A 13,344-nucleotide genomic window follows, 5' to 3' on the forward strand; every position below is an offset into this window, starting at 1 on the left:
GCCATCCTTCCGGTCGATCAATGCAGGCGGACAACTGAGTACAATGAGAAAATCCTTTCGTGCGATCGGTAACTGTGTCTGTGTCGGCAAATCAAGCTCCCATCTTCATCTTAGTTGACGGTCACTCCCTGGCCTTTCGATCCTACTTCGCCTTTGCCAAAAGTCGAGACGGAGGCTTGCGAACTACAACAGGCATTCCCACCAGCGTCTGTTTTGGCTTTCTCAAGTCGCTGCTGGAAGTAATGGCGGCCCATGACCCCCAGTACATGGCGATCGCCTTTGACCTCGCCACACCCACATTTCGCCACGAAGCAGACGACACCTACAAAGCCGGTCGTGCCGAAACACCCGAAGATTTTAAGCCGGATATCAAAAACCTGCAAGAACTCCTCACCTATTTGAATTTACCTGCAATAACTGCTCCCGGCTACGAGGCGGACGATGTTTTGGGAACTTTGGCAAACAAAGCCAGCGCGGCCGGTTATCAGGTCAAAATCCTCACGGGCGATCGAGATTTGTTTCAATTAGTAGAAACCGACAAACAAATCAGCGTATTATATTTGAGTACCGATGAACTCAGGCGATCGGGCAAAGGCAAATCCCAAGAATACGGCCCGGAAGCAGTCAAAGAAAAACTCGGCATTTTGCCAGAACAAGTAATAGATTACAAAGCTTTGTGCGGCGACAAATCCGACAACATCCCCGGAGTCAAAGGCATCGGCGACAAAACCGCCCTGCAATTGCTGGAAGCTTACAATTCCCTTGAGGGAATTTATGCTGCTATAGATGAGATTAAAGGAGCAACTAAGAAAAAGCTAGAAGAAGGCAAAGAAGCTGCTTATCATTCTCAACGCATGGCGACAATTGTCCAAGACGTGCCCTTGGAAGTAGACTTAGAAAATTGCCAGCTCAAAGGTTTTGATGAATCCGCCTTGATTCCGATGCTGGAAAAATTGGAATTTAAGACATTTTTAGGGAAAGTAAAACAAATTCAAAAACGGTTCGGCGGTGTAGAACAAACCGTAGACAAGGGCGTAGAAGAAACCAGAGAAAAGAGTGTAGGAGACACAGTAGAAAAGGGCGAACCCGATGCCCAACCCCTACTCCCCACAATAGAGAAGTCACCTGCAACTTCTGAAAGTTCAGAAGACGACGACTTGTGGTTTTTTAGTCCTGCTGAAACGAAAGCCGCCCAGCAAGCAAACAAATTACCCATTAAACCCCGAATAATTCAAACAACCGAACAGTTAAACGAATTAGTCGAACTGCTGCAAACCTTCACCGACAAAGCCTCACCCGTGGCGTGGGATACCGAAACCACAGCCATCGAAGCGCGAGACGCCGAATTAGTCGGAATTGGCTGCTGTTGGGGCATCGGTGAAGAGGATCTCGCTTACATTCCCACGGGACACAAAACGGGCAAAAACTTGGACAAAGCCACAGTTTTAAATGCTTTGCGTCCGATTTTGGAAAGCGAGAATTATCCGAAAGCGCTGCAAAATGCTAAGTTCGATCGATCGATCCTGCGCTGTCAGGGAATCAAACTAGCAGGAGTCGTCTTCGACACCATGCTAGCCAGTTACGTACTCAATCCCGAAACCAGCCACAGTCTCAGCGAATTGTCAAGGCACTACTTAAAAATTGTTGCCAAAACTTACAGCGAATTAGTACCCAAAAACAAAACAATTGCTGACATCAGTATTCCGGCGGTAGCCGACTACTGTGGCATGGATGTTCACACCACATTTCAGTTAGTAGGTAAACTGAGACGAGAATTGGATGAAGCTGATAAACATAACTTTGCCGATAAGTCTTTGCACAAGTTGCTGCTGGAAGTAGAACAGCCCCTAGAACCAGTTTTAGCAGAAATGGAATACTGCGGAATTCGCATTGATTCAGCTTACCTGCAAGAACTATCGCAACAGCTAGAAAAGAGCTTAAAAGAAATAGAAGAAAAAACTTATCAAGCAGCGGGGAGAAAGTTTAATTTAGGTTCCCCAAAACAACTGAGCGAAATCTTGTTAGAAAAAATCCCGGATCAGTTTCAGAAAAAGTCTCGCAAAACTAAGACAGGATACTCTACAGACGCCGCTGTATTGGATAAATTGCAAGGGGATCACCCGATTGTAGACGATTTATTAGAGCACCGAACATTATCCAAGTTGAAATCAACTTATGTCGATGCTTTGCCGCAGTTAGTGCGTGCGGATACCGGGCGAGTGCATACAGATTTCAACCAAACTGCAACGGGGACGGGAAGGCTTTCTTCTTCCAATCCAAATTTACAAAATATTCCCATCCGCACCGAGTTTTCGCGGCAAATTCGCAAGGCTTTTTTACCAGAAGCAGGTTGGCTGATGGTGTCGGCTGACTATTCTCAAATAGAACTGCGAATTTTGGCTCACTTGAGTCAAGAACCTGTGTTAATTGAAGCTTATCAAAATAACCGAGATGTGCATACCGTAACAGCTCAACTTTTGTTTGAAAAAGAGGAAGTAACGCCGGACGAAAGACGGTTTGGCAAAACGATTAATTTTGGGGTAATTTATGGTATGGGGGCGATTAAGTTTGGTCGTTCGATGGGCAAAACTTCAGCAGACGGCAAAGAGTTTATTGCAAAATTTAACGATCGCTACCGGAAAATTTTTGAATTTTTGGATAAAGTAAAAAAAGAGGCGATCGCCCTCGGATACGTTACCACAATACTCGGCCGCCGCCGCTATTTAAAATTCGAGAGCGAAAGCCTCCTCGACTTAAAAGGCCGCAATCCCCAAGACATTCATTCCGATAGACTTAAATCTGTCAGCAGAGATGACGCCCAATCTTTGCGGGCCGCAGCCAACGCTCCCATTCAAGGTTCCAGTGCTGATATCATTAAACTTGCCATGATTGAAGTACACAAAATTTTGCAAAACTATCAGGCGCGGCTGCTGCTGCAAGTTCACGACGAATTAATATTTGAAGTACCTCCCGATGAATGGGAAGAATTGCAGCCGAAAATTAGAATGGCGATGGAAAATGCTCTGCCACTTAGCGTACCCTTAACAGTTGACATCCACGCTGGGCAAAATTGGATGGAAACTAAATAAAACAGAGAACTATGAACCCAACTAAAATCGCCCTTTTCCCAAAAATAAAAACCTTAAGTGCAGTTGCTCTGCTATTGCTACTATTCGGGTGTCCACAAAAGTTAGCGCCCAACAACTATGCTGTCAAGCGAGTCAGCGACGGCGACACCCTTGTAGCTAGCGATAGCGCCGGGAAAGATATAAAAGTGCGTTTTGCCTGTGTAGATGCACCGGAAGTCGCGCACACAAATGCTGAGAAAAATAGCAAAGCATCAGCACAAAAAAATCAATTTAAGTGGGGAAATCTAGCGCACCAAAGAATACAGCAGCTAGTCAAACAAGGGGGCGGTCGCGTTGTTTTGACCGTCACAGATACTGACCGTTACGGTCGAAAAGTTAGCGAAGTCCGCTTGCCAAACGGCACATTTGCCCAAGAAGTTTTGACCCGCGAAGGATTAGCAATGGTTTACCGTCCTTACTTGAAAAATTGTCCGAGTGCAAGTATTCTGGAACAAGCAGAAGCCGAAGCTAAGAAAAATCGCCGCGGCGTTTGGGGAGATTCTAAGTTTGTTCCCGCGTGGAACTTTCGGAAGAGTGATAAATGATGGGAAGAAGGAAGTTAGGCAAGGGATTGTAGAACGGATTTAATGGATTTAACGGATGGATTTTGAGGAGGGACATGGCATTGCCTTGTCCTGACGGGGAGCTACGACTTTTAAGAATTGGTATAAGATTGATGATTGTCGCAAGATTTTTTTAAATTGGTATTATATTGTTGGCCTGGAATCTGGGAACCTGTATCCGACATTTACAGTCTTGGACTCATTCAGGTCTTGTTAAACCCGGTCTCTACTATAAATCTTAGGTTGAGCTGCGAGGCATCCGCCCAGAAACCGGGTTTCTAGAGCCCGATGCCGATCGCCCTAATTTAGTACAATACAATCAGGACGAGGTTCTGCTCCTACGGTCTGCAATCTGTGGAGTTTCGGCGATAGCTGACGCCAGATTCATCTAAAACCAGACATGAGTTCGATCGCACTTTTCTCCGACCTGTTTTTGAGGAAAAGTCAACAAATGTGATAGGCTCCAGATAAACCAATAGACTGCTGACAAAAGCGGTCTATTGCAATCACCCAAAATTAACTTTAAGGGACATCAATGAATTTCAAACATCTGGTTATTTCCGGCCTTGCCCTGCTCCTCGGTACTGCAATTGTAGGAAATGCGATTGCTCAAGAACTAACCGACAACCAAAAAACGGTTATTTGTCGCTTGAAAACAGAAGTTGACCAGCAGAAAGGCAACGGTCAAAAATTAGTATTTGTGCCGTTGCTGGGCCAAGTTCGCAAGCAAGTTTCATCTCCTTTTAGAGCCACGCTGCATCCTAATGTGGAGTATGTTTTTGTTGCCACTTGCGACGGAAATTGTCAGGATTTAAATTTATCTCTCAAGGATGAAAGCGGTCAGGAAATCGCTGTGAGTCAAAAAACAGGCGAACTGGCGTCAATCTCTTTTACTCCCCCATCCCAAGGTCAATATCAAATCACTGCTAAACCGGGCGAATGCACGACGGCAGAGGGTTGCAGTTACGGCCTGGGAATCTTCGTTCCTGCCTCTGCAAACGTACCTAATGCTTCAAGAATTCCTGCGGAGATAGCACAATTTCGACTTTGCCAGTAGAGGAGAACTTACAAGTTGTGAGTTGTGAGTAGAGTTAAGTTGTGAATAACAAATCTAACTCATGACTTGCAACTTATAACTCGTAAATTTTAATTAGTTATTCACAACTTCACCCAACTGTCAAGCAGAGAAAGCAGTGGAACCTTGCACAGACCCGAAAGTGCCGAAATTGGGTTGGGGATGAAAAACTCTATTTACCCTTACGCAGGCATCAATTAGAATATAGATAATGCCTCTCAGGGTAACGAGTATATTGCCCATGTCTTCAACCTTAGCCTCGAAAAATCAACCCCATCACCCTCCTCAAACAGATTGGAGAAATCTGTTCAGTCGCTTGGGTATCAGGCAGAAAATCGGCTGCGGATACGCCTTGGTCATTGGTATTGCCGTTTTGGGTGCTGTGGCGGGACGGGGAGTAGAATTTTATTACAAACAGCAGGTTCGGGAAAAACTGGCGATCGACCGAGATAAAGGGGAAATCCTGACCAACCTCAATAGTACGGTACAGGAAGTCAGAATTCACCAGCAAAAGCTGGCGAGTCTGACGGCAAAACCGCAAATTTTCGATCGCGAACGCTCGGAATTCCTGACTCGCGTTGCTCAGATGAGCGGCATCCTCGAACAACTGCAAACCTTTCCACCGACGAAGAATCCCGAGGTGGCCAAAGACTACGAACTGCTTCAACAGTTCGTTCAAGCCAACGGCAAAACAGTAGAATCATACTTTCAAGAAGTACAAAAATTGTTGGCGACTGCGAAATTATCTGGTTTAAATCCGCAGCAGCAGCAGGCTTTCCAGCGGAACTTGAACAATTTTGTCGCTGGCAAAACCGCTTTGAAACTCGAACAGTTTTCGCAGGATTCAGCCAAACTGGCCGGCAGCTTTGGCGAGAAAGCAGACGAGGCATTGAGTACCTACGACAAAGCAGAAAAACTCGGAACTCTAATTCTCATTTGCTCTCTCTTAATATCAGCCGCGAGCGCAGCAATTCTAGCAGCATACACCAGCGGGGCGATCGCCCGCTCCTTAGAAGCCACCACCCTCATCGCTCAGCGAGTCACAGAAGAATCGAACTTTGATTTGCAAGTACCTGTCACTACTTCCGACGAAGTGGGAATGCTAGCAATTTCCCTCAACGAACTAATCCAAAGAGTAGCGGAATACACAGAAGAATTGCACGAAGCAAAAGTAGCCGCCGAAGCTGCCAACCGCTCGAAAAGTGCATTTCTGGCCAACATGAGCCACGAACTACGCACCCCCCTCAACGCCATCATTAACTACAGCGAAATGCTGCAAGAAGATGCTCAAGATTCCGGTTCAGAAGACTTTCTCCCGGACTTAGAAAAAATTCAAACCGCAGGCAAACACCTGCTGGATATGATTAGCGACATCCTCGATATTTCCAAAATAGAAGCCGGTCACGTCACGCTTTATTTGGAAAACTTCGACGTGGCAACCATGATTGAAGAAGTGATGACTACAGCTCAACCGCTAGTAGAAAAAAAAGGCAATGCTTTAGCACTGAAAACAAAAGGTGAACTCGGCACAATGTACGCCGACCAACCGAAAGTGCGACAAATTCTCCTAAATTTGCTCAGCAATGCTGCCAAATTTACCGAAAAAGGCGTCATTACTATCGGCGTGGAAAGAATTAAAATTGAAAAATCTAGATCGGCGAAACAAAATAAAAATAATGATTTTCAGTCGGGTTCAAACTACACTTCTCAAGTTTTAATGTTTCGAGTCAGCGACACCGGCATCGGCATGACGGACGAGCAATTAGAGCAGATATTTAAACCTTTTACTCAAGCTGATGCTTCGACTACCCGCAAATACGGAGGGACGGGTTTGGGATTGACAATTAGCCAGCGTTTATGTCAAATTCTCGGCGGCGAAATTAGCGTCGAAAGCGAGGACGGTAAGGGTTCAACTTTTATTGTCAGTCTCCCGGAACGGGTTGTGATGCAGGCCTGAAGTCAGGCAAGATATGGATTTTGGCACGGATACACGGATTAATTATTGATCATTCGTCAATAGTCAGGAGACAGATATTCAAGGAAAAAGAAAGAGGGAGGAAGGAAGAGGGAAATTTTAAAATGTATTGATATAGCAACCGCCAAGGCTGTTAGGGCATAAAGTGTAAATAGCCCCAATTGCCGTGCGATCGCAAAACCCATCTCCAAAGTTGTACTCTTAAATATCAATACTTCGGACAGTTTTTGATTACCAGCCGTAGAATAAGGGTTTCAAGGCTCCAAGGCGATCGAGCTACCAACGGAAAATTGAGGGTTTCAGACTACGAAATAAAAACAGTTCGGACTATTGAAATATCAGGGCTTATGAATATTACTCGCGTCTCAGTTGACTCAGCAGGCAATCAGGCCAATCAAGGCCCATCGGTATTCTCCGATCCTTCCATTTCGTCCGACGGGCGGTTTGTGGCGTTTGGATCTCCAGCATCCAACCTCGTGCCGGGGGACACTAACGCTAGTAGTGATGTCTTTGTGCACGACACGCTAGCCAATACCACGACCAGTGTCTCAGTTGACTCAGCAGGCAATCAGGCGAACAATTACTCCTTCAGCCCCTCCGTCTCAGCCGACGGGCGGTTTGTGGCGTTTGAGTCTGGTGCCACAAACCTCGTACCGGGGGACACTAACAATACAAACGACATCTTCGTGCGGGACTTGTTGACGAATACTACCACCCACGTCTCAGTTGACTCAGCAGGTAATCAGGGGAACAGCCGTTCCGCCAATCCCTCCATCTCAGCCGACGGGCGGTTTGTGGCATTTTTCTCTTATGCCACAAACCTCGTGCCGGGGGACACTAACAATAGCGGCCACATCTTCATGCGAGACTTGTTGATGAATACTACCACCCGCGTCTCTATTGACTCAGCAGGCAATCAGGCGAACAAGTATTCCGGCGATCCCTCCATCTCAGCCAACGGGCGGTTTGTGGCATTTTGGTCTGAGGCGACAAACCTCGTACCGGGGGACACTAACAATAGTGGCGACATCTTCGTGCGGGATTTGTTGATGAATACCACTACCCGCGTCTCTGTTGACTCAGCAGGCAATCAAGCGAAGAAGGAGTTCTACGACCCCTCCCTTTCAACCGGCGGATCCTTTAGCCCCTCCATCTCAGCCGACGGGCGATTTGTGGCATTTTGGTCTGGTGCCACAAACCTCGTGCCGGGGGACACTAACAATAACGCCGACATCTTCGTGCGCGACACGCTAGCCAATACCACCACCCGTGTCTCAGTTGACTCAGCCGGCAATCAGGCGAACGATTACTCCTTTGACCTCTCCATCTCAGCCGACGGGCGGTTTGTGGCGTTTGGTTCTAGTGCCTCGAACCTCGTGCCGGGGGATACTAACAATAACGCCGACATCTTCGTGCGGGACTTGTTGACGAATACCACCACCCGCGTCTCTGTTGACTCAGCAGGCAATCAGGGGAACAACGGGTCCTTCGAGTCCTCCATCTCTGCAGATGGGCAGAGAGTAGCGTTTTCATCTGAGGCCAGTAACCTCGTACCGGGGGATACTAACTTTACTTTCAATAGTCGCCTCGATGTCTTTGTTTCTGACACCGGTAGCACTCCAGGCAATAACCCTCCTGATAACAGCATCAACGGCAGTCCCGACAACGACATCCTGACTGGCACCAGCGGCAACGACATCATCAACGGTGTGGAAGGGAATGACGTACTTATGGGTTTGCGAGGCAACGATATTCTAGTCGGGGGCGACGGCAGCGATATCCTGAATGGTGGCAAAGGTTTTGACACCCTCAACGGCGGTGGGGGCAACGATATTCTAGTCGGCGGTGGGGGCAACGATGTTTTTGTTTTAGGTATCGGATTGGGAGTTGATACAATCGTTAATTTCGCCAAGTCTCAAGATACCGTGCAATTAATCAATGGTTTGAGCTTCCGACAGCTATCAATTGCGCCGGGAACTGACGGCACATTAATTACAATAGCCAGCAGCGGTGAAGTTTTAGCTTCTTTGATAGGTGTTGCTCCCAATCTCATTGGTTCTGAAGATTTCATCTCGGTCTAGAGATAGTAAAATAGCACTCCTTGCAGGAGTCGTAAATTTTTACCCCACCCCAGCCCTCCCCTTACCAAGGGGAGGGAGTAAGAAATTCACAAATGATTTAGGATTGCTATATAGGGGTTCTACGTAAGTTTTGATAATTCCCAGGTTTTAACCTGGGAATATAGCAAGCCTAAAGAACGAAGCTTTGTACAAAAGTAGTTTTCAAGACTCCTTCAAAAGTCCGTTCTGTCTTGTCCACCAGCACAACGACATTGCGGCCGTTCGGAGACAAACGAACTTCTCGGATTGAATAAGAGAACACCCAATCTTGAAAATTGTTCAGCGTTCCGAGGATACGCTGCCGACCGTTATGATTAATTACAAGACGCATTGCCGCGCTTTCTCTGCCAGCCGAAGCATTTTTTTGCCGCTGTTCCAGGCGAATTTGTAAAGGCTTTGCTGTATTGACTTTGACGGCGATTGTCTCGCTTCCATTGGCTCCGGGAGTACGAGAAATAATGTTCAGTTTAGTTCCAGCTTTGGGAGGAGTTAACTTCAAAGTTTGCCTGCTATTCCAACTTTTTTTAAGCAAGTCATCTTCTGCCATTTTAGTGCTTTTATTGGAGTCGGGTTCGCCATATTTAGTTTCGATACACCCATTTTTGATGCAGGAATTTGCAGCAACTTGGACAATTTGCAATTCTGCTTTGGGAATTCCCGCTCCTGTATCTCTGGAACTTTCTAGATACAAGTAGTAATTGCTGTCGGCGGAAAAACCAGACATCCGGTGTGCGGCACGCCAGGTATTTGCCAAAGCTTCAGGGGCAAGTGCGATCGCGGCACTTGCTATAATACCTAACGAAATTAAAGGTAAAATTTTCATAGCTATATTTTGCAGGTGTGAGAGTTATAGCGGCTGTTATTGATGAGTAAAACCATAACGCTTTGGGTTTAGCTATAGGACTGTGACGCTTCTCAAGTCCTCTCTCCTATTTACAGAGTGTTTCTCCATTTTCCGCAGCAGGAAACTGTTTAAGAATGTGCCGTTTTTTCCAGTGGCACTAGAAAGCATTTTTAATGTGAGAGTTGCTCCTATCCAAGAGTCCAACTTTTAGGGGCGAGAGTTTGCTTTTCCTTGCGAGAGACTGCTACACAGGACGGAAATACCTATCTACAGATAGGGGAACACCGATCCGCCCCCCCTCCGCAACTCCCTACAATGACAATTGTACGAGCAATAAAGCAATTGCCTCTACAGCAGCCATCATTTTCAATTCAGGGAATTAAAATTTATGCAACCGAATAATCCAAACCAATTTACAGAAAAAGCCTGGGAAGCCCTCGCGCGCACCCCAGAAGTTGTCAAAGCAGCCCAGCAGCAGCAGCTAGAAAGCGAACATTTGATGAAAGCTTTACTGGAACAAGAATCGGGACTTGCTAGCAGCTTATTTAACAAAGCGGGAGTTTCTGTAGCAAAATTGCGCGATCGCACTGACGAGTTTATCAGCCGCCAGCCCCGAATCACTGGAAGCGGCGGCAACGTTTATCTCGGTCGTTCTCTCGACACTTTGCTCGATCGCGCCGACACTTATCGCAAAGACTACGGCGATGAATTTATTTCCGTCGAGCATTTGATACTAGGGTACGTTAAGGACGATCGCTTTGGCAAAAACCTACTACAAGAATTTAAACTAGATGAAGTCAAGCTCAAAGATATCATTACCCAAGTCCGGGGGAAGAACAAAGTGACCGATCAAAATCCAGAAGGCAAATACGAAGCGCTGGAAAAATACGGCCGAGATTTGACAGAAGCGGCGCGTCAAGGCAAACTCGATCCGGTAATCGGAAGGGATGACGAGATTCGCCGCACGATTCAAATTTTAAGCCGTCGCACCAAAAACAACCCCGTACTAATTGGGGAACCGGGAGTTGGCAAAACTGCGATCGCCGAAGGACTCGCACAGCGAATTATCACCGGAGATGTGCCGCAATCTCTCAAAGACAGACAATTAATTAGCTTAGATATGGGCGCATTAATTGCCGGGGCAAAATTCCGGGGAGAATTTGAAGAACGCTTGAAAGCGGTGCTCAAAGAAGTGATGGACAGCAACGGCAAAGTCATCTTATTTATCGATGAAATTCACACCGTTGTCGGGGCCGGCGCAACTCAAGGATCGATGGATGCCGGCAACTTGCTCAAACCCATGTTAGCGAGGGGAGAATTGCGCTGTATCGGCGCTACCACTCTTGACGAATACCGCAAGTATCTAGAAAAAGATGCTGCTTTAGAACGCCGTTTTCAACAAGTTTATGTTGACCAACCGACAGTTGAAGATACGGTCTCTATTTTGCGGGGTTTGAAAGAACGCTACGAAGTTCACCACGGCGTTAAAATTTCTGACAGCGCCCTAGTGGCGGCGGCTACTTTGTCTACTCGATATATTAGCGATCGCTTCCTTCCAGACAAAGCCATTGACTTAGTGGACGAAGCAGCAGCTAAACTCAAAATGGAGATTACCTCCAAGCCGGAAGAACTCGACGAAATCGACCGCAGGATTTTGCAGCTAGAAATGGAAAGATTGTCGCTGCAAAAAGAAAGTAACACAGCTTCGATCGAACGCTTGGAAAGACTGGAAAAAGACTTAGCCAACCTCAAGGAACAGCAAAACGGTTTGAATGCCCAGTGGCAATCGGAAAAAGGTGTCATCGGCAGCATTCAAAAGATTAAAGAACACATTGATAAGGTAAATATTGAAATTCAACAAGCTGAATTAAAATATGACCTGAACCGCGCTGCTGAGTTGAAATATAGCAAGTTAACTGAATTGCAAAAACAACTGCAAGAAGCAGAAGCTCAACTTTCAGCAACTCAAACCACAGGTAAAACTTTGCTGCGGGAAGAAGTTACAGAAGGTGACATTGCGGAGATTATTTCCAAGTGGACGGGAATTCCGATCAGCAAGTTGGTTGAATCGGAAATGCAGAAACTTCTGCACTTGGAAGATGAACTGCACAAGCGGGTAATTGGACAGGATGAAGCGGTGACGGCGGTTGCAGATGCAATTCAGCGATCGCGCGCAGGTTTAGCCGATCCCAATCGTCCGGTTGCGAGTTTTATCTTCCTCGGCCCCACGGGTGTAGGGAAAACTGAGTTGGCGAAAGCATTAGCGTCTTATCTGTTCGACACGGAAGAAGCGATCGTGCGAATTGATATGTCGGAATACATGGAAAAACACGCGGTTTCGCGGTTAATTGGTGCGCCTCCGGGATACGTTGGTTACGATGAAGGTGGACAATTAACTGAGGCTGTGCGGCGTCGTCCTTACTCAGTGATTCTATTTGATGAAATCGAGAAAGCGCACCCGGATGTATTCAACATCATGCTGCAAATTCTGGATGACGGCCGCGTTACCGATGCTCAAGGTCACACAGTAGACTTTAAGAATTCTGTGATTATTATGACGTCGAATGTCGGCTCTCAATACATATTAGATGTGGCGGGAGATAACGAACAAATGCGGAGTCGGGTGATGGAAGCGATGCGGGGAACTTTCCGGCCGGAATTCTTGAACCGGATTGATGAGATGATTATCTTCCACGGTTTGAGTAAGGCGGAACTGCGGCAGATTGTGCTGTTGCAAGTGAAGCGGTTGGAAAAACGGTTAGCCGATCGCAAAATGTCTCTGAAATTGTCGGAATCTGCGATCGATTTCTTAGCAGAAATTGGTTACGATCCGGTTTACGGTGCGCGGCCATTGAAGCGGGGAATTCAACGCGAGTTGGAAACGCAAATGGCGAAGGGTATTTTGCGGGGAGATTTTGCTGACGGCGATACCATTTTTGTGGATATCGAGAATGAAAGGTTGGCGTTTAAGCGGCTGCCGGCACAGTTGGTGACTGCGAAATAATTTGAGTAAGGTGGGCTGCGGCCCACCTTATTTTTTTGAGGCGATGGTTCTTTTTTTGACCGCAGATGTAGGCCGATGGACGCGGATGGACGCGGATGGGATTGCGGGCGATCGTTCTTAAGGGCGATCGCTTTCTGATTTATCTTTTTTCTGTTCTTGGCGTTCTCGAACAGATTTCGTCAGCAGGTACGTTGCCAAACTGCTAACGGATCTGCTGTCTTCTTCTGCCCATTCTTCGAGAGCTTTTTGAATCTCTTCTGGCAAGTATGCGGTAACTCGTCCCCGTGAAGCCATTCGTTGTACTGCAAAACATTTCAACAAACTCCATCTTACGCCGTGGTCATCGCTTAAGGGCGATCGGTTTCTGATTTATCTTTTTTCTGCTCTTGGCGTTCTCTGACTGCTTTAGCGGCCACATGGGAAAGCAGGTTTGCGAGCGTTCTATCTTCCTCTTCGGCCCATTCGGACAAGGCTTGATGAACGTCTTCTGGAAGTGTAACTGTGACTCGCATACGTGAAGGCATTGGACGGCATGGTTTTACTTCAATTGTCTTCAATCTTACACTCCAACACCCTTTGAGATCTTTTTGTGTCATTTGATGCCATTAACATCAAATTATGCTATTAGTGTATAT

9 protein-coding genes are annotated in these 13,344 nt (G+C 46.7%); 6 read left to right on the forward strand and 3 right to left on the reverse strand.

Features of this window, described 5'->3' with window-relative positions; translation table 11 throughout:
- Nucleotides 1-59: 59 nt before the first annotated feature.
- The 5 genes from polA (at nucleotide 60) to QUA70_RS05270 (ending at nucleotide 8,822) form a co-directional block, all read left to right on the forward strand.
- The gene (gene polA / locus QUA70_RS05250; RefSeq protein ID WP_333345488.1) at nucleotides 60-3,089 is read left to right on the forward strand and encodes a DNA polymerase I; all 3,030 of its coding nucleotides are present in this window, start codon (nucleotides 60-62) and stop codon (nucleotides 3,087-3,089) included.
- A gap of 11 nt (nucleotides 3,090-3,100) precedes the next feature.
- A complete protein-coding gene (locus QUA70_RS05255) occupies nucleotides 3,101-3,673 on the forward strand; it encodes a thermonuclease family protein (RefSeq protein WP_333345486.1) in 573 nt (190 codons plus the stop codon).
- Between the two features lie 553 nt (nucleotides 3,674-4,226).
- Nucleotides 4,227-4,748, forward strand: a complete 522-nt coding sequence (locus QUA70_RS05260; protein ID WP_333345485.1) for a hypothetical protein — start codon at nucleotides 4,227-4,229, stop codon at nucleotides 4,746-4,748.
- 259 nt (nucleotides 4,749-5,007) lie between these two features.
- On the forward strand, nucleotides 5,008-6,723 hold the full coding sequence (locus QUA70_RS05265; RefSeq protein WP_333325741.1) for an ATP-binding protein: 1,716 nt from the start codon (nucleotides 5,008-5,010) through the stop codon (nucleotides 6,721-6,723).
- A gap of 365 nt (nucleotides 6,724-7,088) precedes the next feature.
- Nucleotides 7,089-8,822 (forward strand): calcium-binding protein, encoded by a 1,734-nt coding sequence (locus QUA70_RS05270; protein WP_333345483.1) that lies wholly within the window; start codon nucleotides 7,089-7,091, stop codon nucleotides 8,820-8,822.
- Nucleotides 8,823-8,991: 169 nt separating this feature from the next.
- On the opposite strand, the gene QUA70_RS05275 is transcribed toward QUA70_RS05270, so the two are convergent.
- Nucleotides 8,992-9,684, reverse strand: a complete 693-nt coding sequence (locus QUA70_RS05275; RefSeq protein ID WP_333345481.1) for a DUF2259 domain-containing protein — start codon at nucleotides 9,682-9,684, stop codon at nucleotides 8,992-8,994.
- Nucleotides 9,685-10,093: 409 nt separating this feature from the next.
- Between QUA70_RS05275 and clpB the strand changes: the two genes are divergently transcribed.
- The gene (clpB, locus tag QUA70_RS05280) at nucleotides 10,094-12,709 is read left to right on the forward strand and encodes an ATP-dependent chaperone ClpB (protein WP_333345479.1); all 2,616 of its coding nucleotides are present in this window, start codon (nucleotides 10,094-10,096) and stop codon (nucleotides 12,707-12,709) included.
- A gap of 117 nt (nucleotides 12,710-12,826) precedes the next feature.
- Here clpB and QUA70_RS05285 read toward each other — a convergent pair whose 3' ends face one another.
- Both QUA70_RS05285 and QUA70_RS05290 read right to left on the reverse strand, forming a co-directional pair.
- Nucleotides 12,827-13,003: a ribbon-helix-helix domain-containing protein gene (locus QUA70_RS05285; protein WP_096829277.1), complete on the reverse strand. Its 177-nt coding sequence runs from the start codon at nucleotides 13,001-13,003 to the stop codon at nucleotides 12,827-12,829.
- 53 nt (nucleotides 13,004-13,056) lie between these two features.
- Complete coding sequence (locus QUA70_RS05290) at nucleotides 13,057-13,233, reverse strand: ribbon-helix-helix domain-containing protein (RefSeq protein WP_333345477.1); 177 nt, start codon at nucleotides 13,231-13,233, stop codon at nucleotides 13,057-13,059.
- Nucleotides 13,234-13,344: the final 111 nt, after the last annotated feature.

The organism is Microcoleus sp. LAD1_D5, from assembly GCF_036702115.1.
In the GTDB taxonomy this organism is placed as follows: Bacteria; Cyanobacteriota; Cyanobacteriia; order Cyanobacteriales; family Microcoleaceae; genus Microcoleus.

What these genes read in the sequence shown, in the direction of transcription:
- QUA70_RS05270 (WP_333345483.1), top strand. Translation starts at nt 7,089, where the DNA reads ATGAATATTACTCGCGTCTCAGTTGACTCAGCAGGCAATCAGGCCAAT.
- QUA70_RS05285 (WP_096829277.1), bottom strand. Translation starts at nt 13,003, where the DNA reads ATGGCTTCACGGGGACGAGTTACCGCATACTTGCCAGAAGAGATTCAA.
- QUA70_RS05265 (WP_333325741.1), top strand. Translation starts at nt 5,008, where the DNA reads ATGTCTTCAACCTTAGCCTCGAAAAATCAACCCCATCACCCTCCTCAA.
- QUA70_RS05290 (WP_333345477.1), bottom strand. Translation starts at nt 13,233, where the DNA reads ATGCCTTCACGTATGCGAGTCACAGTTACACTTCCAGAAGACGTTCAT.
- QUA70_RS05260 (WP_333345485.1), top strand. Translation starts at nt 4,227, where the DNA reads ATGAATTTCAAACATCTGGTTATTTCCGGCCTTGCCCTGCTCCTCGGT.
- clpB (WP_333345479.1), top strand. Translation starts at nt 10,094, where the DNA reads ATGCAACCGAATAATCCAAACCAATTTACAGAAAAAGCCTGGGAAGCC.
- QUA70_RS05255 (WP_333345486.1), top strand. Translation starts at nt 3,101, where the DNA reads ATGAACCCAACTAAAATCGCCCTTTTCCCAAAAATAAAAACCTTAAGT.
- QUA70_RS05275 (WP_333345481.1), bottom strand. Translation starts at nt 9,684, where the DNA reads ATGAAAATTTTACCTTTAATTTCGTTAGGTATTATAGCAAGTGCCGCG.